Genomic DNA, 20,080 nt, shown 5'->3' with positions numbered 1-20,080 from the left:
CGGCCCCCCGGGCGGCCCGCCCGGGGCCACGGGTGGACCCCCCCCGGGGCCGGCACTACCGGCATCGGTTCCGGTCAGCCACACATGGTGTGGCTCTACCCGTCATGCACCGCCCACAAAAAAGCCCCGGCTCGCGCCGGGGCTTTTCCGTTTCAGGGCGTCACCGCCAGATCAACGATCCGGACGGTGCGCCGTGTTGGCTTCGCCCTGGCGCTCCAGGAACTCCTTGGACGGTTCGTCCAGCTTGTCACCCAGCATGCGGCGGACTACCACGAAGAACACCGGGATCATCAGCAGACCCAGGAAGGTGGCGAACACCATGCCGCCAATCACGCCGGTACCGATCGCGTGACGTGCGTTGGCGCCGGCACCGGTGGAGATGGCCATCGGCACCACGCCCATGATGAAGGCGAACGAGGTCATCAGGATCGGGCGGAAACGCAGGCGGGAGGCTTCGATGGTCGCCTCGCGCAGGTTCTTGCCCGCCGCCCGTTGCTCCACCGCGAACTCCACGATCAGGATCGCGTTCTTCGCCGCCAGGCCGATCACCGTGATCAGGCCGATCTTGAAGTAAAGATCGTTCGGCAGGCCACGGGCGAGCGAGAAGGCCAGCGCGCCCAGGACACCCAGCGGCACCACCAGCAGCACCGCCACCGGGATCGACCAGCTTTCATACAGTGCGGCCAGGCAGAGGAACACCACCACGATGGACAGCACCAGCAGCAGGGTCGCGGCGTTGCCGGCCAGGATTTCCTGGTAGGACATGCCCGACCAGTCGTAGCCGAAGCCGGCCGGCAGGTCGTCGTTGACGATCCGCTCCATCGCCTGCATCGCCTCGCCCGAGCTGCGGCCTTCCGCCTGCGAACCGACGATGTTGACCGCCGAGTAACCGTTGTAGCGGCTCAGCGACGGCGGGGCGGACACCCACTCGGACTTCACCACGGTGCTCAGCGGAATCATCGCCTGCGTACCGTCGGCGTTGGTCTGCAGCGTGCTGGGCGTGTAGAAGCTGTTCAACGACTCCGCACCGGTGCGGTACGGACCATCGGCCTGCAGGGTCACGCGCTTGATGCGGCCTTCATAGAAGAAGTCGTTGACGTACACCGGGGCCAGCATCAGCTGGATGGTGCTGTACACGTCCGACACCGACAGCCCCATGGTCTGCGCCTGCACGCGGTCCACGTGCAACTGCAGCTGCGGGGCGTTTTCCAGGCCGTTCGGGCGCACGCCGGTCAGCAGGTCGCTTTCCTGCGCCGCCTTGCCGAGCAGGATGTTGCGGGCCTGCGTCAGCTGCTCATAGCCCACGCCGCCACGGTCCTGCAGCCACATGTCGAAGCCGCCGAACTGGCCCAGGCCCTGCACGGTCGGCAGGTTGACCACGAAGATCTGCGCTTCCTTGATGCCGAAGAACGCGCCGTTCATGTTGTTGATGAACTCGGGCACCGTGATGTCGCGGTCCGCCCAGGGCTTGAGGCGGATGAAGCCCATGCCCACGTTTTCACCGGAACCGACGAAGCTGAAACCGGCCACCTGCAGCATGCCTTCGAAGCCATCCTGCTTTTCCAGGATGCCGCGCATCTGGGCAAAGGCGTGGTTGGTCTGCGACTTGGTCGAGCCCGGCGGCAGCTGCACGATCGCCAGCGCATAGCCCTGGTCTTCTTCCGGCAGGAAGCTGCCCGGCATGCGCGTGAACAGGAAGCCGCAGAGCGCGGTCAGCACCACGAACAGGATCATCCAGCGCGGGGCATGCTTCACCGCCGAGGTGATGTGTCCCACGTAGGTGTTGCTGACCTTGTCGTAGTACTTGTTGAAGGTGCGGTAGACGATGTTCGGGTTGTCGTTGTGCGTCGGCTTGAGGAACGTCGCGCACAGCGCCGGGGTGAAGCCCAGGGCCAGGAAGGCCGAGAAGGCCATCGCGATGGCGATCGTCAGCGCGAACTGCTTGTAGATCTCACCGGCGGCGCCGCCCTGCAGGGCCGACGGAATGAACACCGCTGCCAGCACCACGGTAATGGCCACCACTGCACCGGTGATCTGGGTCATGGCCTTCTGGGTGGCGGCCTTGGGCGGCAGCTTCTCCTCGGTCATGATGCGTTCGACGTTCTCGATGACCACGATCGCGTCATCGACCACGATGCCGATTGCCAGCACCATCGCAAACAGCGTCAGCTGGTTGATGGTGAAGCCGATGATGCTCATGCCCAGGAACGTGCCCAGCAGTGCGACCGGGATGACCAGGGTCGGGATCAGCGTGGCGCGGAAGTTCTGCAGGAAGATCAGCATCACCAGGAAGACCAGCACGACCGCTTCGATCAGGGTCTTGACCACTTCCTCGATCGAGATCTTCACGAAGGTGGTGCTGTCGTACGGCGAGAACCAGCTGACACCGGCCGGGAAGCTCGGCTTGAGCTCGTCCATCTTCGAGGTGACCGCATTGGCCACGTTCAGCGCGTTGGCGCCCGGCAGCAGCTGGATAGCGAACGCACCGGTCGGCTTGCCGTTGTACTGGGTGTCAAAGCCGTAGTTGTTCGCACCGAAGGCGATCCGGGCGATGTCCTTGAGCAGCACGCGCGAGCCGTCTGCATTGGCGCGCAGGATGATGTTCTCGAACTCTTCCGGCGAGCTGAAGCGGCCTTCGGCCGACACGGTCGCGGTGAAGTAGTGCCCCTCGGGCGAGGGATCCGAGCCCAGCGAACCGGCCGCGAACTGCACGTTCTGGTCCTTGATCGCGGCCAGCACCTGCGTGGCCGACAAGCCATAACCCTGCATCTTTTCCGGGTTGAGCCAGATGTTCATGGCGTACTCGGAACCGAACTGCTGGGTGCTGCCCACGCCGGGGATACGCGAGATCTGGTCGAGCACGCGCGAACCGACGATGTCGTTGAGCGCATCGCGGTCGATCGAGGCGCTGTCGGACTGCAGGGCCACCACCATCAGGAAGCCGGCGTTGGCCTTGGCCACCACCACGCCCTGCTGGGTCACTTCAGTGGGCAGGCGAGGCGTTGCCAGCGAGACCTTGTTCTGCACCTGGACCTGGGCGATATCGGCATCGGTGCCGGTTTCGAAGGTCAGGGTGATGGTGACGCGGCCGTTGGAGGCCGAGGACGAGCTGAAGTACAGCAGGTGATCGATACCGGTCAGCTGCTGCTCGATCACCTGGGTGACCGACTTTTCAGCGGTGTCGGCGCTGGCGCCGGGGTAGGTGGCGCTCACCGTCACCTGGGGAGGCGCGATGCTCGGGTAGGACTCCACGCCCAGACCCAGGATCGAGATCACGCCCGCAAGCGAGATCAGGATCGCGACCACCCAGGCGAATACCGGGTGTTCAATGAAAAATTTAGGCATGACGGAGGCTTCCCGTTATTGCTTGTTCGGTTCGGCAGCCGGAGCGGCGTCGGACTTTGCGGCGGCGGCATCGGCCGGGGCGGCCGCGGCATCAGGCTTGGCGGCAGCCGCCGGAGCGGCCCCTGCCGGAGCAGCCCCCGCCGGGGCCTGGCCATTGCCGTTGCCGGCGGCCGGGTTCCACGGGGCAGCCTTGGCCGGTTCGCCTTCCTTGACTTTCTGTACGCCGGCCACGATGACCTGATCACCGGCATCCAGACCGCCGCTGAGCAGCCAGTTGCTGCCCTGCTGGCCTTCGCTCTTCACATTCTTGCGGGCGACCTTGCCGTCCTTGCCCACCACCAGCACGTAGCCGCCGGTTGTGTCGCGCTGCAGCGCCTGCAGGGGCACCAGGTAGGCGTTGTTGCGCTCACCCAGGGTCGCCTGGAAGCTGACGAAGGCGCCCGGCAGCAGGATCTGCTGCGGGTTGGGCAGTACCGCGCGCAGCGAGACCGCGCCGGTGGCCGGGTCGACCGTGGTCGAGGAGAAGTCCAGCGTGCCCGGCTGGTCATAGACCGTGCCGTCGGCCAGCTTCACCTGCACCGTGGATTTGCCGTCCCCGCTCAGCGCCAGGGCGCCCTTGGCCTGGGCCGCGCGCATCTGGGTCAGTTCGTCCACGCTCATCGAGAAGTTCACGTACAGCGGGTCGAGCTGATCCACGGTGGTCAGCAGGGTCACATCGCCCTGGCCAACCAGCGCACCTTCAGTGACCTGCTGCTTGCCGGCGCGGCCGCTGATCGGCGAGCGCACTTCGGCATAGCCCAGGTTGATCCGCGCGCTGGCCAGCGAGGCCTGGGCCTGCTGCACGGCGGCAGCGGCAGTGCGCTCGGTGGCTTCGGCCGCATCCAGGTCGGACTTGGAGACGTAAGCCTGCGGGGCCAGCGAGCGGGCGCGGTTGGCGGCGGCCTTGGCGTTGGCGGCGGTGGCCTGCGCCGACGCCAGCTCGGCCTGGGAGGCATTGAGTGCTGCGCGCAGCGGCGCCGGGTCGATCAGGAACAGCACCTGGCCTTCCTTCACATCCGAGCCTTCCTGATAGACGCGCTTGAGCAGCACGCCTGGGACGCGGGCGCGCACATCGGCGCTGCGGAACGGCGACAGACGGCCGACCAGCTCACGCTGCAGCGGCAGGGTCTGCGGCTTGGCCTCGATCACGCCCACCTCCGGCGGCGGCGGGGCCTGCTGCTCTTCCTTTTTGCAGGCGGTCAACGCAAGGGCGACTGCGCACGTCAGGGCAAGGGTGCGGAGTGGGGCGATCATCAGGAGAAGCTCCGGTGTTGGTTTGAATACGAAGCCGTGGCCGCATCGGGCGCAGCGAATGCGCGCAGGAAGCTGTCGACGGAGAATTCTGCCCAGCGGCGGCGCACGGCGGCGTCATCGCGGTGGGGGATGTGGAAACGCTGTTTCTCGAAATCCAAGCCGGCGATCATGCTCAATAGCAGTTCAGCCATGAAGTGCGGGTCGTCATGCCTCAGCTGACCCTCGGCGGAACGCGTTGCCAGCCATTCAGAAACATGAAGCGCCAAGGCTCCGGCCCCGTTCTGGTAGAGCGTACGGGCTTCCTGCGGGAACTGACTGGACTCGGCGGCGATCAGGCGGCGGGCCTGGACCACATGCGGCTGGTTGAAGTGATCCAGATAATCGTTGGCGAACCGCAGCAGACTGCCGCGCAGGTCGTCACCGTCGAGTGAGCGCAGCCCGGCGGTGGCGCGGCAGACGTGCCGCTGCATCACCCGCTTCAGCAGTTCCTGTTTATTGCCATAGCGGCTGTAGAGGGTCTGCTTGGAACATCCAGCGTGCTGTGCCACCGCGTCCATGCTCAGTTGCATGCCCTGGCTGGCAAGCAGTTCGCGCACGGCATCGAACACGCGGTGATCGCGCGCGTCCAGGGTGCTGGCGGCGGGGGGTGGGGGAGTCACGGGGTGGACTATACCGTCCAGTTCAGAATTGTAGAAGCCTTGTTTTTCAGCGGCGTTTGATAGCCAACGTCAAGTGGCAACGGAAGCGGCCGATGCTGCGTCGGAGGAAACCCCGATGCGTTGATCCGTACTCGGCCGAATTGATCGTGCCGATGTAAACGGGACCCAACCCGAAAGACCTTATTCCGTCCTGCAGCAAGGTATTTCTGTGCGGTAGGCCTACAATTTCATTTTCCCAACTGAGCATCACGCACCGCTCCGTCATGAAACCGCAAAAACCAGCAGCCAAGACCGTGAAAAACAAATCCAAACCAGCCGATACGCAGACTGTTTCGCCAGTGGGCTTCTCGCTGGAGCCGGTGTACACGGCCTTGCGCAAGCGCTACCCGGCGGCCGGGCAGGCCGAGGCAGTGGCTTTTGCCGCCGACTTCTACAAGCGCATGGAGGCGGACGAGTTCCCGCACCACAGCGCCGAGGAGTGGGCCGCACTGGCAGCGGACACGCTGGAATTCGCGCGTGTGCGCAAGTCCGGCAAGGCCAACGTCCGCGTGTTCAACCCGACGCTGAAGAGCAACGGGTGGGAGTCGCCGCATACGGTGTTGCAGATCGTCAACGACGATATGCCGTTCCTGGTCGACACGGTGACGATGTCGCTGGCCGAGCATGGCGTGGGCGTGCATGTACTGGGTCACCCGGTGATCCGCTTCGCCCGTGACAAGGCCGGCAAGCTGACCGGTGTCAGCGACGGCACCGCCGAATCGGTGATGCTGCTGGAGATCGACCGCCAGCCGGCCGAGGCCATGGCCGACGTCGAGAAGGCCATCATCAAGGCGCTGGACGAGGTGCGTGCCATCGTCCGCGATTGGGACGCGATGCGTGCCAAGGCGCAGAGCCTGGCCGACGACCTGGGCAGCCGCCAGCTGCCGGTGGATGCCGCCTCGCGCGCCGAAGCGCAGGAATTCCTGCGCTGGGCCGCCGACAACCACTTCACCTTCTTCGGCTACCGCGAGTACCGCGTCGAGAAGCAGGGCAAGGAAGACGTGCTGGCGCCGCTCAACGACACCGGCCTGGGCCTGATGCGCGGGCAGGACAAGTCCGCTGCACGTCCGGTCAAGACGCTCGCTGCGCAGGGCCTCAATGCCACCACCGGGTTGAAGGACGCGCTGATCCTGACCAAGACCAATGCCCGCTCGCGCGTGCATCGCGCCGGCTACATGGATTACATCGGCGTGCTCGAATTCGACGCCAAGGGCAAGATCATCGGCGAGCAGCGCTTCCTGGGCCTGTTCACCTCCAGCGCGTACAACCGCCGCCCGTGGGAGATCCCGCTGGTGCGTCAGCGCCACGAATACGTGATGAGCAAGTCCGGCCTGGCACCGAGCAGCCACAGCGGCAAGGCCCTGCGCCACATTCTGGAAACCCTGCCGCGCGAAGAGCTGTTCCAGTCCAGCGAAGATGAGCTGTTCCGCACCGCCATGGGCGTGCTGGGCCTGCAGGAGCGCGTGCGCAGCCGTCTGTTCCTGCGCCGTGACAAGTACAGCCGTTTCATCTCCGCGCTGGTGTACCTGCCGCGCGAACGCTTCAACACCGATGTGCGCCTGCGCATCGAAGCCATGCTCAAGGATGCCCTGCAGGGCGAGTACGTGGACAGCTCGGTCGTGCTCGGTGAGTCGCCGCTGGCCCAGGTGCACCTGATCGTGCGCCCGAAGGCTGGCCAGACCCTGGAAGTGGATACCAGCGCACTGGAGCAGAAACTGGCCCAGGTGCTGCGCAACTGGCAGGACGATCTGCGCGAAGCGCTGGTGGCCCGTCACGGTGAGGGCGAAGGCCTGCGCATCGCGGCGCGTATCGGCAAGGCGTTGCCGGCCGGTTACATCGAAGACTCCAGCACCGAGATCGCCGCCAACGACGTCAGCCAGCTCGACGCGCTGACCGGTCCGGACGACCTGCGCCTGAGCCTGCAGGCCGTGCAGCGCGAAGGCGGCGATGGCCTGCGCCTGAAGCTGTACCGCCAGCTGGACGACATTCCGCTGTCCGATGCGCTGCCGATGATGGAAAACATGGGCCTGCGTGTCATCGCCGAGCGTCCGTACCGTCTGACGGTCGATAACGCCCCGGTGTATGTGCAGGACTTCGAAGTGGAATCGGTGGCTGGTGCGATCGATGCGCCGAGCGTCGATGCCGCCTTCGGTGAAACCTTCGCCCGCGTGTGGCACGGCGATGCCGAGAACGACGGCTTCAACCGCCTCGTGCTCGCGGCCGGCCTGCACTGGCGCCAGGTGGCGATGCTGCGTGGCTACTGCAAGTACCTGCTGCAGACCGGCGTGCCGTTCTCGCAGGCCTATGTGGAAGGCACCTTCACCCGCTACCCGCTGCTGGCCCGTCTGCTGGTGGAGCTGTTCGAAGCGCGCTTCGATCCGGCCACCGGCCACGAGAGCAAGGACGCGATCGCCGAGGGCCAGGCCCAGCTGCGCGCGCATCTGACCGTGCTCGCCGGCGGTGACGAAGCCACCCTGAAAGTGCTCAAGACCGTGGTCGATGCGCGCAAGGGCGACCGCACCGTGCAGATGGACGCCGCGCGCGATGCGCTGCTCAAGCTGATGGACCGCGTCTCCAGCCTCGATGAAGACCGCATCCTGCGCAGCTTCATGGGCGTGATCGATGCGACCCTGCGCACCAGCTACTACCAGACCGATGCCGAGGGCCGTCCGGGCCACGTCATCAGCTTCAAGTTCGATTCGGCGCTGGTGCCGGACCTGCCCAAGCCGCGTCCGTACCGCGAAATCTTCGTGTACGGCCCGCGCGTGGAAGGTACCCACCTGCGCTTCGGCGCCGTGGCTCGTGGTGGCCTGCGCTGGTCGGATCGTCGCGAAGATTTCCGTACCGAGGTGCTGGGCCTGGTCAAGGCACAGATGGTCAAGAACACGGTGATCGTGCCGGTCGGCGCGAAGGGCGGTTTCTTCGCCAAGATGCCGCCGGTCAACGGTGACCGTGATGCGGTGTTCGCCAACGGCGTGGCCTGCTACAAGCTGTTCATCCAGGGCCTGCTGGACATCACCGACAACATCGTCAACAACAAGATCGTGCCGCCGGTGGACGTGGTCCGCCACGACATGGACGACCCGTATCTGGTGGTGGCCGCCGACAAGGGCACCGCGACCTTCTCCGACATCGCCAACGGCCTGGCCGTGGCGCACGGCTTCTGGATGGGCGACGCGTTCGCCTCCGGTGGCTCGGTCGGTTACGACCACAAGGGCATGGGCATCACCGCCCGCGGTGCGTGGGAGTCGGTCAAGCGCCACTTCCGTGCGCTGGGCCGTGACAGCCAGAGCCAGGACTTCACCGCGGTCGGCGTGGGCGACATGTCCGGCGACGTGTTCGGCAACGGCATGCTGTTGTCGCGCCATATCCGCCTGGTCGCGGCATTCGATCACCGCCACATCTTCCTGGACCCGAACCCGGATGCGGCCACGACCTTCGTCGAGCGTGAGCGTCTGTTCACCGTGCCGCGCTCCAGCTGGGCCGATTACGATGCCAAGCTGATCAGCAAGGGCGGTGGCGTGTACCCGCGTACGCTGAAGTCCATCGAGATCACCCCGCAGGTCCGTGAGGTACTCGGCCTGGACGAGGGCATCAAGTCGATGACCCCGAACGACCTGATGAGCGCGATCCTGAAGTCGCCGGTCGACCTGCTGTGGAACGGCGGCATCGGTACCTACGTCAAGGCGGCCAGCGAGCAGCACAGCGATGTCGGCGACCGCGCCAACAACGCGCTGCGCGTCAATGGCGGCGAGCTGCGCTGCAAGGTGGTGGGCGAGGGCGGCAACCTGGGCATGACCCAGCTGGGCCGTATCGAAGCCGCCCAGGCCGGCGTGCTGCTCAACACCGACTTCATCGACAACTCGGCCGGTGTGGACACCTCCGATCACGAAGTCAACATCAAGATCCTGCTCAACGATGTGGTGCGGGCCAAGAAGTTGACCGTCGAACAGCGCAACAAGCTGCTGGCCTCGATGACCGACGAAGTGGCCGCGCTGGTGCTGATGGACAACTACCGTCAGAACCAGGCGCTGAGCCTGATGGAACGCATGGCGGTCAAGCGCCTGGGTTCCAAGCAGCACTTCATCCGTACGCTGGAACAGCAGGGCCTGCTGGACCGCCAGATCGAGTACCTGCCCTCGGATGCGGAACTGTCCGCACGCAAGGCGCGTGGCCAGGGCCTGACCCGTCCGGAGCTGTCGGTGCTGTTGTCCTACTCCAAGCTGGTGGCCTTCCAGCAGCTGCTCGAGTCGGACATCCCGGAAGATCCGTACCTGTCCAAGGAGCTGCAGCGCTACTTCCCGACGCCGCTGCAGAAAAAGTACGCCGATGCGATGGAGCGTCACCGCCTGAAGCGCGAAATCATCGCCACGGCCGTGACCAACCAGACCATCAACCGCATGGGCGCCACCTTCCTGATGCGCATGCAGGAAGACACCGGCCGCACCGTGGCCGAGGTCGCCAAGGCGTACACGATCAGCCGTGAGACGCTGGATGCACGCGCGCTGTGGGCACAGATCGACGCCCTCGACGGCACGTTGCCGGAGTCGGTGCAGATCGATGCGCTGGAAGTGATCTGGAAGCTGCAGCGTTCGTTCGTGCGCTGGCTGCTCTCGCGCCCGGGCGCCATGCCGGGCATCACCGAAGCCGTCAACCGCTACCAGGCCGCGTTCAACGACATCCGCGACGCCTCGGGCGTGCTGCCGGATTCGCAGCGCCCGGCCTACGAGGCCAGCGTGCAGGAGTGGAAGGACAAGGGCCTGCCGCCGGCGTTGTCGCAGCAGCTCTCGGAACTGCAGTTCCTGGAGCCGGCGTTCGACATCATCGAACTGGCCCGCACCCGCAAGCTCAAGCCGGTGGACGTCTCCAAGGTCCACTTCCGCCTGGGCGACGCCCTGCAGCTGCCGTGGCTGTTCGAGCAGATCGACGCGCTGGAGGTCAACGGCCGCTGGCACGCCGTGGCCCGTGGCGTGCTGCGCGACGAGCTGGCCGCCCACCATCGCAACCTGGCCGCCCAGGTCCTGTCGATGAAGGGCAGCAGCGCCGAGGCCAAGGTCGCCGCCTGGATGGGTCGCGATGACAGCAGCCTGCGCTTCACCCTGGCGATGCTGGCCGAGCTGGCCGAGCAGAAGACCCTGGACTACCCGACCGTTTCGGTCGCGGTCCAGCGCCTGGGTCAGCTGGCTTCGCATGGTGCGTAAGCATGGGGCGTGAGCGCATTCGCGCTGACGCCCCACGGTTTGCGTTGCAAACCGTGGGCCCCATGCAAACGATGCTTCCAGACCCCCGCGCCTTCGGCGCGCCCCCCTGACTCAGGGGGGCTCTGCTCCAGAGGGATGGGCGGGGGCCGGTAACGGCATTGCATGAGAAACACACGGCTCCGCTTCGGCGGGGCCGTTTTCGTTTCCGTCCGTGCCGGCCCGCGACCGGCACGAACGGTTATGCTCTTGCCGGCATACCCCACCCGGATTCACCGATGAGCGACACCCCCCGTATCGCCTTCATGGCCAGCTCCACCGAAGCGGCGCAGCTCGCCCTGGCACAGATGCGGGCCCGCTATGGCGACTACACGCCCGAGCAGGCCGAGGTGCTGTGCCCGTTGGGGGGGGATGGCTTCCTGCTGCAGACGCTGCATCGCTATGGTGCGCTGGAAAAGCCGGTGTTCGGCATGAAGCTGGGCACGGTGGGCTTCCTGATGAACCAGTTCCGTGATGATGATCTGCCCGCGCGCCTGGCGGCCGCGGAGCCGGCCAACCTGCGGCCGCTGGAGATGCTGGCGTTGACCGAGTCCGGCACCACCACCGGCTCGCTGGCCTACAACGACGTCTCGCTGCTGCGGCAGACCCGCCAGGCCGCGCATATCGGCATCGACCTCAATGGCCAGGAGCGCGTGGCCGAGCTGATCGGCGACGGGGTGCTGGTCGCCACCCCGGCCGGCAGCACCGCCTACAACTATTCCGCGCATGGCCCGATCCTGCCGCTGGGCTCGCACACGATCGCGCTCACCCCACTGGCGCCGTACCGTCCGCGCCGCTGGCGGGGTGCGATCCTCAAGGCGGACACCGAAGTGCGCTTCCGGGTGCTCGACCCGTACAAGCGCCCGGTCAGCGTCACCGCCGATTCGCACGAAACCCGCGATGTGGTGGAAGTGACCATCCGCGAATCGCGCGAACGCCGCGTCACCATGCTGTTCGACCCGGAGCACAATCTGGAAGACCGGATCCTGAGCGAACAGTTCATGTTCTGACGGCGCACGGCCGTGCTGGCCATGCACTGTGGGAGAATGGCTGGCCGGCCGCTGCGGCCGCATTGGATTGCTGATTGCCATGGGCGACAACACCCCCCGTTTGCTGACCGTTGCCGTGACGTCGCGGGCCCTGTTCGATCTGGAAGAGGGCCACGCGCTGTTCGAGGCCGAAGGCGTCGATGCCTATGCCGAGTACCAGCGCAAGCACGAAGATGATGTGCTGCGCCCCGGCGTGGCCTTCCCGGTGGTACGCAAGCTGCTCGCGCTCAACCAGGGCCAGTCGCCGGAACAGCCGCGGGTGGAAGTGATCCTGCTGTCGCGCAACTCCGCCGATACCGGCCTGCGCATCTTCAATTCGATCCAGCACTACGACCTGGGCATCATCCGCGCGACCTTCACCGCGGGCGAGCCGACATGGCCGTATGTGAAGCCGTTCGGCACTGATCTGTTCCTGTCGGCCAACCCGGAGTCGGTGCGGCGCGCGCTGCTGCACGGGATCGCTGCCGCGACCATCCTGCCCAAGCCGCCGGGCGAGACCATCGCCGCAGCCGAACAGGTCGATCTGGGCCGTCCGCTGGGCCAGCTGCGCATCGCCTTCGATGGTGATGCGGTGATCTTCGGCGATGAGAGCGAACGCATTTCGCGCGAGCAGGGCGTGGAAGCGTTCGGCCGCCATGAGCGTGAGAACGCCCGTGAGCCGCTCAGTGGCGGTCCGTTCCGCAACTTCCTCTCGGCCCTACACACCCTGCAGGCCGTGTTCCCCTCGGGCGAAGATGCGCCGATCCGCACCGCGCTGGTCACTGCGCGTTCGGCACCGGCGCACGAGCGGGTCATCCGCACGCTGCGCGAGTGGGGCGTGCGCCTGGACGAGGCGCTGTTCCTGGGCGGCCGCCACAAGGGCCCGTTCCTGGAAGCGTTCGGCGCGGACATCTTCTTCGACGATTCCCAGCACAACATCGACAGCGCGCTGCAACACCAGAGCGTGGCCGCCGGGCACGTGCCGCATGGGGTCGCCAACGACGGTTGATGGTGCGTGGGGGCCATGTACCCACCAACGGTGGCGCCCATGTACCCACCAACGGTGGGTACCTACTGGATCGGCAGGACCGCCGGGCCGGTGCTTTCGGGGTTCAATGGCAGCCGGATGTCGACCAGGCGCCAGCGCAGCCCCGAGCGCTGCAGGATGAAGACCACCGGCGCGCCCTGCGGGGTATGGGTGGTGGCGGTGAACCGCGACAGCGACTCGAAATGGTGGGTGGCGCCGTTCAGCGGCCGTGCCGGCCGTGGCGCCGCGTAGGCATCGTTGCTGGGGCTGTCCAGGTCGTTGCTGGCGCGCTTCCACAGGGTGTGGCCCTCCAGCAGCGCACCGATGCCGGTGGGGGTCACCAGTGCGTCCACGGCGGTCGCGCTCAGCCGGTCACCGGCCGAGAGCAGCAACGCACCGAACAGGCTGGACTGCATGTCCGGACCCGCGCGGCGCACCACGTAATCGCTCAGCTGGGCGCGCAGGTTGGCGCGCAGCATCGGGAAATCCACGTAACGGTCGAGCCTGGCGGTATCACGCTGTTCGATCGCGCGGCTGAGGCCATGCACGGTCACGTAGGGGCCGCTGAACACGATGCCGGCCAGCACCAGCAGCACGGTGACCAGCAACCAGAGCAGCTTCTTCATCGGATCTGCCTTGTCGTCATGGTGCCCAGCTTGACCCAGCCGGCGTCAGCGCACGTGAAGCTCAGAATTCCAGGTCCAGCGCCGCACACAGGTAATCCACGAACGGGGCCAGCGTGACCAGGTCGGCTGCGATGGTCTGGCGCAGTCGCGGCCCGGTCATCGTGGCGTCGTCCAGCGAGCGCCAGAACACCCAGTTGCGGTGCTTGAGATCGTCGATGAACTCGAACTCCGGCTCGAACCCGCGCGGGGCCCGCACCAGCTTTTCGCTTTCCTCGAAATCGAACTTCTTGCGCAGCACCGGCGAATGCGCGGCGGCCTTCCAGCTGCCCGGGTTGTCGACGATGAAATGCCGCACCTTGCGCTGCGTGGCCGGCTCGGGATGCCACAGGCCGGCGCCGACGAAGCTCTCGCCCGGCTGCAGGTGGATGTAGAACGACGGGGCTGGCACCTGCTTGCGCCGCTCATGGAACAGGCGCGCGCCCTGCCAGCTCTTGTAGGGCGACTTGTCGTTGGAGAAGCGCGCATCGCGGTAGATGCGGAACAGCGAGCCACCCACGGTGCGCGGATCGGCGCGGAAGTGCTCGCTGACTGCGGCCAGGTCCGGCTGCAGATCGGTGATCAGGCGCAGGAACGGCTGGCGGACGTGCTCTTCGTACTTCGGCTTGTGCTCGTTGAACCAGGTCTTGTCGTTGTTGCGGGCCAGGCCGCGCAGGAAGGTGAAGGTGGCCGGGCTGAAATACGTGCTCATAGGCTGCTCTGCAGGTGGGTGCCCCAGTCGCGCAGGTGCTGCAGCAGGGCGAGCTTGCCGGCATCGTCGGCGTGCTCTGCGGCCAGTGCATCCAGCTGCGCGGTGAACTGCGGCAGGGTCTGTTCGCCCAGCGATGCATCGCCGAGTAGGCGCTGGCGACGATAGTCGTTCCAGCGTGAGCGCTCAGTGGTGTCCAGGGTGTCCGGGTAGTTCCGGGCGCGGTACCGGAACAGCAGCTCGGGCATGCGCGGGTCGCGCAGGCGCTCGGCGAAGCTGGCCAGTTCGGCCGGCGGGCTGGTGCGGATGCGTGCCATCAGGGATTTGTCGCCGTCGGCCAGGAAGCCGTCGTAGAGCGAGGCGTCCACATCGCTCGGCGCCAGCGAGCGCTCACCTGAATACACCTGGCGAACTTTTTCGGCCAGGGCCGGGCCGATCTGTCGCAGGCGCTCGGCGTTGGCTTCGATCGCGGCCGGGTCGATGCCCAGCCGCGCATGGTCGGCCGGGCGTAGATGGTTCCAGGCGACCAGCGCCGGGACCTTGTTGAGGTGCACTTCCTTGAGCGGCACGCGCTGCTCACCGTCGGCCATGTCGGCCGCGCGGGTGTACAGGCGCGCGGCGATGGTTTCCGGCGGCAGATCGAGCAGCGGCTCGATATCGCCCTCCAGATCGAACGCGATGATGCGGTTGTTGATGAAGGGATGGCGCGCCAGTGGCAGCACCGGTGCCGCGCACATGCGCTGGGCCGGGTAACGCATCGAGATGTGCAGCACCGGCTGCATCGCATCCACATCCAGCAGGCTGCCCACGAAGCGCTTGTCACGCAGCTTCAGCGCGTAGTCCCAGAGCCGGGGCTGGGCCTGCTTGAACAGCTTCGCCAAGCCGATCGTCGCGTGCACATCGGACAGCGCTTCATGTGCATCGCCCTCGCGGACGTTGTTGGCCGTGGCCAGATGCTCGAGCTTGAACGACGTGGCGCCGTCTTCGCGCTGCGGCCAGACAATCCCGTCCGGGCGCAGCGCATGCAGCAATCGCATCATGTCCAGCAGATCCCAGCGCGAATTGCCGTTGCGCCACTCGCGTTCATAGGGGTCGTAGAAGTTGCGGAACAGCCCGTGGCGGACGAACTCATCGTCGAAGCGCAGCGTGTTGTAGCCCAGCGAGCAGGTGCCCGGCTGCGCCATCAGGTCGTTGATCCGCGCGAACGCTTCGGCCTCGGTGACGCCGGCGCTCAGCGCGTGCTGCGGGGTGATGCCGGTGATCAGGGTGGCGATCGGGGAGGGCAGCAGATCATCGGCCGGTTTGACGTAGAAGCTGACCGGTGCTTCGATGATGTTCAGATCGGCATCGGTGCGAATACCGGCGAACTGCGCGATGCGCGTGCGGCGCGGGTCCTGACCGAAGGTTTCCAGGTCATAGAACAGGAAGCTGTCGGCCATCAGTGCGCACCCTCCAGGACGGGCAGTTGTTCGTGGACCAGCCGCTCCAGTGCGGCCCAGTCGATATGCGCCAGGCTGTCGTGCCCGGCAGTGGCTTGCTCCAGCATGCGCCGCTGCAGCTCGGTGCGCGCCAGCGCCACGGCGTACGGGGTACGCAGGAAGGTGACCATCGTGTAGTGCGGCACGAAGCGGGTCGGCCAGCGCGCCTGCAGCGCCTGTTCCAGTTCGCGCTGCAGCAGGAACTGCGGATCGGCCACGCGGTCGCGCATCTCCAGGTAATTCTCCAGCGCCATCTGCTGGATCGCCTCGGCGTTCGGCTTGCGGTCCGCTTCGAATGCAGCGAAGGCCTCGCCCAGCGAATCCTGCTCCAGCAGATGCGCGGCCAGGGCGATGCAGTCTTCGAAGGCGCAGTTCATGCCTTGGCCGTGGAACGGGACCATCGCGTGCGCCGCGTCGCCGATCAGCACCGCGCGGCCCTTCATATGCCAGTGCTTGAGATGCAGCGTGCCCAGCAGGCCCGGCGGATGCTGCTCCCAGTCGCGGCGCAGGTTCGGGATCAGCGCCAGCGCATCGGGGAAGTCGCGCGCGAACAGCGCTTCGGCCTCGGCCCCGCTGTTGGTGGTGGCAAAGCTCGGATCGCCCTCGTTGGGCAGGAACAGGGTGACCGTGAACGTGCCTTCGTCGTTCGGCAACGCGATGCACATGTAGTGCCCGCGCGGCCAGATGTGCAGTGCATTGGCCTCGATCCGGAAGCCGCCATCGTCGGTCGGCGGGATTTCCAGCTCCTTGTAGGAGTGGTCCAGGAAGTCGATGCGCTCGTCCAGCGGCTGCTTGCGGTTCATCGCCGCGCGCAGCGCCGAGCCGGCACCGTCGGCCCCGATCAGGGTGTCGAAGCGGATGTCGTGCGGCTGGTCGTCGCGGTCGTCGATGAAGCGCGCGTAGCCGGCATCGAAATCCACCGTGTGCAGGCGGCGGTGGAAGTGCACGGTCGCACCGGCATCCTCGGCCAGCTGCAAAAGCGTGGTGTTGAGGTCTTTGCGGTGGATCGACCAGATCACTTCGCTGTCGTCGCGCCCGTAGCGTTGCAGCTGCGGCTCGCCTTCGCGCGGGTGGATCATGCGCCCGCGCATCATCACCGCCTTGGCCATGACGGCGTCTTCCACGCCGGCTTGGCGCAGTGCGTGCCGGCCGCGTTCGGCCAGCGCCAGATTGATCGAACGACCGGACTCGTAATCGCTCACGCGCGGATCGCCGCGGCGCTCATACAAGGTGATCTGCCAGCCCTGGCGGGACAGCAGGATGGCCAGCAGTGAACCGGCCAGGCCAGCGCCGATGATGCTCAGCGAGCGGGAGGGGGTAGCGATCAAGGCGATGTCCGTGGGGGCGGGGAGGGCGGTCGGGTCAGCGACCGGCCCAGGCGTCCACTTCCTCGACGAAGTGGTGCAGGTCGAGATAGCGGTTGTACAGCGGTGTCGGCGAGATGCGGATCACGTCGGGCTCGCGCCAGTCGCCGAGCACACCCACGGTCTGCAGGTACTCGAACAGGCTGCGGCCGCGCTCGCGGCCACCGGCCACACGCAGCGAGAGCTGGCAGCCGCGGCGATCCGGCTCCGAAGGCGTCAGCACCTCCAGCACGCCCGACAGGCGCGCACGCACCAGCGCATCCAGCATGCCGGTCAGGCGCAGCGATTTGGTCCGCAGCGCATCGATGCCGCCGGCTTTGTCGACCACATCGAGGGCCGCGCGCAGCGGGGCCAGGCCCAGCACCGGCGGATTGCTGAGCTGCCAGCCTTCGGCACCGACAGCGGGCACGAACTGTGGCGCCATCTTGAAGCGGGTGGCTTCTTCATGGCCCCACCAGCCGGCGAAGCGCGGCAGCGTGGTATCGCGGTGATGGCGTTCGTGCACGAAGCAGCCGGCCACGGCGCCCGGGCCGGCGTTGAGGTACTTGTAATGGCACCACACGGCGAAATCCGGCGCGATATCGTGCAGCCGCAACGGCACATTGCCGACCGAATGCGCCAGATCGAAGCCGACGCGGGCGCCCTGCAGGCGCGCCATGCGGGTGATGGCGTCCAGATCGAACACCTGGCCACTGCGGTACTGCACGCCAGGCCACAGCACCAGCGCCAGGCGCGGGCCGTGTTCGGTGATGGCGCGTTCGATGGCCTGCAGCGAGATCGTGCCGTTGGGCTCGTCGGGCTGCACTTCGATCAGATCGGTATCGGGGTTGAAGCCATGGAAGCGGATCTGCGACTCCACCGCATGCCGATCCGTCGGGAAGGCGCCGGCCTCCATGAGGATGACGGGGCGCTCGACGGTGGGCCGGTAGAAGCTGACCATCATCAGGTGCAGGTTGACGCTGAGGGTGTTCATCGCCACGACTTCGCTGGGCAAGGCGCCGACGACGCGGGCGAGCTGTTCGCTGACCAGGCGGTGGTAGTGCAGCCACTGGGTGTCGCCGGTGAAGTGGCCTTCGACCGCCAGCGAGGCCCATTTGTCCATGACTTCCTGGACGGCGGCACGTGCCCCGCGCGGCTGCAGACCCAGCGAGTTGCCGACGAAGTAGGTCTGGTCGCGATGGTTGTGCTGCGGGAATACGAATTCGTTGCGCAGGGCGCGCAGCGGGTCGGCGGCGTCCAGGGCAACGGCATGGGTGCGGCTGAGGAGTTCGGACATGGTGCAACCGGCGGTGTCAGTGAGCCGACAGTTTATCCGGGTGGTGGGGGCGTGGGCTGAATCTGGCTTGCGGTGCTGATTTGGCGGGGGCTGGTGATTGGCAGCTGGCGCTCAAGGGACCCAACGCCAATGCCGAAGCCGAAGCCGACGCCAAAGCCAAAGCCAAAGCCAAAGCCAAAGCCAAAGCCAAAGCCAAAGCCAAAGCGTACGGAGTGACGTTCCAGTGTACGGGCCGGTGTGGGTGGGCCTGCTGGACCCGCCGCAAGTACGTCCATGTAGGCTCGTAGTGCGGCATCCATGCCGCACACGGTCCTGCAGACCCACCCACACCGACCCGCTGACAATTGGCTGGGGCGCACGGGAAAACGGGGGCGGGGCTACGTCTTTGATTGTGTTGGCGTGCGGCTTGAGAGCTGAGGGCGAGCCAGCAGTGGTGGAGGGTGCATCGACTCGCTACAGCGGCGTCTCTCTGGATGGGATCGAACACAACGGCGGCACTTGCTCCCCCATTTGGCCGGTGTTGGTTTCAACTTTCGAAGCTGCCCCTGACGCAGCAGAGCAGCAGTTGCCGTTGACGCTGCTCTTTCCTTGCAAGCCGGCCCACTCCCAGGCGCCTCAACCGCGGGCTCTAAAGCAACAACGCTCTAAAGCTCTCAGGCTTTCAAGTCCTGACGCCCTGGAGCGACCCAGCCATCACCCCCCAACAGCGACCTTCGCAGGCAGCGGATCCACATGCCCGCACGCATCGCACGTGCGCAACGCCAATGACGAGTGATAGCGATCGAACACCTTCGGCAGATCCGTCTCGATGTTCTCCAGCGCGAAAAACTCCTCGTACAACTTGTGATTGCACCGCTCGCAGAACCACATCAACCCATCGCGCTCATGCGCCAGCCGCTTGCGCTCCACCACCAGGCCCACACCGCCTGGCGGGCGGCGCGGCGAATGTGGCACACCGCCCGGCAACAGGAAAATCTCTCCCGCGCGGATCGGAATGTCGCGCACCGCGCCATCCTCCTGCACCTTCAGCGTCATCTCCCCTTCAAGCTGATAGAACCACTCCGGGCCCTCGTCGTAATGGAAATCCGTGCGGCTGTTCGGGCCGCCGACCACCATCACGATGAAATCGCCGTTCTCGATCATCTTGTTGCCGACCGGCGGCTTCAGCAGATGCCGGTTCTCTTCGATCCAAGCGAGCAGATTGATGGGCGAGGCAAGCATGGGAGATGTCCGTAAAAGGAAGAATCAGTCGCGCCGACCGTGGCGCGGCACGTAGGACAGTGCCTTCTCGTAGGCCGGCTGCAGGTCTTCCGGTGCGCCCACGTCAATGCCCATCTCGCGCACCCGGCCGTCCTTCAGGCTGTATACCCAACCGTGCACCATCAGCTTCTGGCCGCGTGCCCAGGCGTCCTGCACGATCGTCGAGCGGCAGGCGTTGACCACCTGCTCGATCACGTTCAACTCGCACAGGCGCGCATGCTTCAGCGCCGGATCCTCGATCGCCTCCATGATCGTCGAATGTTTCTGCGCGACATCGCCGACATGGCGCAGCCAGTTGTCGGCCAGGCCCACGCGCGTGTTGTTCAAGCTGGCGTGCACGCCGCCGCAGCCGTAATGGCCCACGATCAGGATGTGCTTCACCTTCAGCTGATCCACGGCGTACTGGATCACGCTCAGGCAGTTCAGATCGGTATGCACCACCACGTTGGCCACGTTGCGATGCACGAAGACTTCGCCCGGTGCCATGCCGATGATCTGGTTGGCCGGCACGCGCGAATCGGAACAGCCGATCCACAGGTATTCCGGGTGCTGCTGCTTGGCCAGCTGGTGGAAGAACTCCGGGTCTTCTTTCTCGATCCGGTCTGCCCATTCGCGGTTGTTCTGCAGCAGCTTGTGGATGTCTTTCATCGTGCGGGGTCCCTGGCGTCGGGTGGGGGCAAGGCGCGGCCAGCGTGGCCGCGTC

Annotated in this window: 12 protein-coding genes and 1 pseudogene; 3 read left to right on the top strand and 10 right to left on the bottom strand. The window is 66.2% G+C overall.

Annotated elements, in window-relative coordinates; translation table 11 throughout:
* Window positions 1-171: 171 nt before the first annotated feature.
* Genes ABE422_RS04185 through ABE422_RS04175 form a run of 3 tightly spaced genes read right to left on the bottom strand, consistent with a single transcriptional unit; the run spans window position 172 to window position 5,297 of the window.
* Window positions 172-3,345: a multidrug efflux RND transporter permease subunit gene (locus ABE422_RS04185; protein WP_313210660.1), complete on the bottom strand. Its 3,174-nt coding sequence runs from the start codon at window positions 3,343-3,345 to the stop codon at window positions 172-174.
* Window positions 3,346-3,360: 15 nt separating this feature from the next.
* Window positions 3,361-4,638: an efflux RND transporter periplasmic adaptor subunit gene (locus tag ABE422_RS04180; RefSeq protein ID WP_346465906.1), complete on the bottom strand. Its 1,278-nt coding sequence runs from the start codon at window positions 4,636-4,638 to the stop codon at window positions 3,361-3,363.
* Entirely contained in the window at window positions 4,638-5,297 is a 660-nt protein-coding gene (locus tag ABE422_RS04175) for a TetR/AcrR family transcriptional regulator (protein WP_313210664.1), read from the bottom strand. Before ABE422_RS04175 ends, ABE422_RS04180 begins: the two co-directional genes overlap by 1 nt.
* A gap of 347 nt (window positions 5,298-5,644) precedes the next feature.
* Between ABE422_RS04175 and ABE422_RS04170 the strand changes: the two are divergent.
* The 3 genes and pseudogenes from ABE422_RS04170 to ABE422_RS04160 form a co-directional block, all read left to right on the top strand.
* Window positions 5,645-10,537 (top strand): annotated as a pseudogene (locus ABE422_RS04170) (NAD-glutamate dehydrogenase domain-containing protein); the annotation flags it as partial.
* 275 nt (window positions 10,538-10,812) lie between these two features.
* Entirely contained in the window at window positions 10,813-11,583 is a 771-nt protein-coding gene (locus ABE422_RS04165) for an NAD kinase (RefSeq protein ID WP_070470529.1), read from the top strand.
* A gap of 79 nt (window positions 11,584-11,662) precedes the next feature.
* The gene (locus tag ABE422_RS04160) at window positions 11,663-12,610 is read left to right on the top strand and encodes a 5'-nucleotidase (RefSeq protein WP_088434636.1); all 948 of its coding nucleotides are present in this window, start codon (window positions 11,663-11,665) and stop codon (window positions 12,608-12,610) included.
* Between the two features lie 62 nt (window positions 12,611-12,672).
* On the opposite strand, the gene ABE422_RS04155 is transcribed toward ABE422_RS04160, so the two are convergent.
* The 7 genes from ABE422_RS04155 to can form a co-directional block, all read right to left on the bottom strand.
* The gene (locus ABE422_RS04155; protein ID WP_346482528.1) at window positions 12,673-13,254 is read right to left on the bottom strand and encodes a DUF2939 domain-containing protein; all 582 of its coding nucleotides are present in this window, start codon (window positions 13,252-13,254) and stop codon (window positions 12,673-12,675) included.
* 61 nt (window positions 13,255-13,315) lie between these two features.
* Complete coding sequence (locus tag ABE422_RS04150) at window positions 13,316-14,002, bottom strand: DUF2461 domain-containing protein (RefSeq protein ID WP_313210673.1); 687 nt, start codon at window positions 14,000-14,002, stop codon at window positions 13,316-13,318.
* The gene (sbcB, locus tag ABE422_RS04145; RefSeq protein ID WP_346482527.1) at window positions 13,999-15,438 is read right to left on the bottom strand and encodes an exodeoxyribonuclease I; all 1,440 of its coding nucleotides are present in this window, start codon (window positions 15,436-15,438) and stop codon (window positions 13,999-14,001) included. Before sbcB ends, ABE422_RS04150 begins: the two co-directional genes overlap by 4 nt.
* Entirely contained in the window at window positions 15,438-16,805 is a 1,368-nt protein-coding gene (locus ABE422_RS04140) for an NAD(P)/FAD-dependent oxidoreductase (protein ID WP_313218794.1), read from the bottom strand. Before ABE422_RS04140 ends, sbcB begins: the two co-directional genes overlap by 1 nt.
* Before the next feature lie 34 nt (window positions 16,806-16,839).
* Complete coding sequence (gene kynU, locus ABE422_RS04135; protein ID WP_346482526.1) at window positions 16,840-18,117, bottom strand: kynureninase; 1,278 nt, start codon at window positions 18,115-18,117, stop codon at window positions 16,840-16,842.
* A 693-nt stretch (window positions 18,118-18,810) separates the two neighbouring features.
* Window positions 18,811-19,338: a 3-hydroxyanthranilate 3,4-dioxygenase gene (locus ABE422_RS04130; protein ID WP_346482010.1), complete on the bottom strand. Its 528-nt coding sequence runs from the start codon at window positions 19,336-19,338 to the stop codon at window positions 18,811-18,813.
* 24 nt (window positions 19,339-19,362) lie between these two features.
* Window positions 19,363-20,025, bottom strand: coding sequence for a carbonate dehydratase (gene can, locus ABE422_RS04125; protein WP_313210683.1), 663 nt, complete (start codon window positions 20,023-20,025; stop codon window positions 19,363-19,365).
* Between the last annotated feature and the right edge of the window lie 55 nt (window positions 20,026-20,080).

Source organism: Stenotrophomonas sp. TWI1151, assembly GCF_039673135.1.
Lineage (GTDB): Bacteria > Pseudomonadota > Gammaproteobacteria > Xanthomonadales > Xanthomonadaceae > Stenotrophomonas.
This window is presented reverse-complemented; position numbering and strand designations above follow the sequence as displayed.

Coding starts and splice junctions, on each gene's coding strand:
- ABE422_RS04180 (WP_346465906.1), bottom strand. CDS start 4,638: ATGATCGCCCCACTCCGCACCCTTGCCCTGACGTGCGCAGTCGCCCTT.
- ABE422_RS04185 (WP_313210660.1), bottom strand. CDS start 3,345: ATGCCTAAATTTTTCATTGAACACCCGGTATTCGCCTGGGTGGTCGCG.
- ABE422_RS04150 (WP_313210673.1), bottom strand. CDS start 14,002: ATGAGCACGTATTTCAGCCCGGCCACCTTCACCTTCCTGCGCGGCCTG.
- ABE422_RS04160 (WP_088434636.1), top strand. CDS start 11,663: ATGGGCGACAACACCCCCCGTTTGCTGACCGTTGCCGTGACGTCGCGG.
- ABE422_RS04130 (WP_346482010.1), bottom strand. CDS start 19,338: ATGCTTGCCTCGCCCATCAATCTGCTCGCTTGGATCGAAGAGAACCGG.
- ABE422_RS04155 (WP_346482528.1), bottom strand. CDS start 13,254: ATGAAGAAGCTGCTCTGGTTGCTGGTCACCGTGCTGCTGGTGCTGGCC.
- sbcB (WP_346482527.1), bottom strand. CDS start 15,438: ATGGCCGACAGCTTCCTGTTCTATGACCTGGAAACCTTCGGTCAGGAC.
- ABE422_RS04165 (WP_070470529.1), top strand. CDS start 10,813: ATGAGCGACACCCCCCGTATCGCCTTCATGGCCAGCTCCACCGAAGCG.
- kynU (WP_346482526.1), bottom strand. CDS start 18,117: ATGTCCGAACTCCTCAGCCGCACCCATGCCGTTGCCCTGGACGCCGCC.
- can (WP_313210683.1), bottom strand. CDS start 20,025: ATGAAAGACATCCACAAGCTGCTGCAGAACAACCGCGAATGGGCAGAC.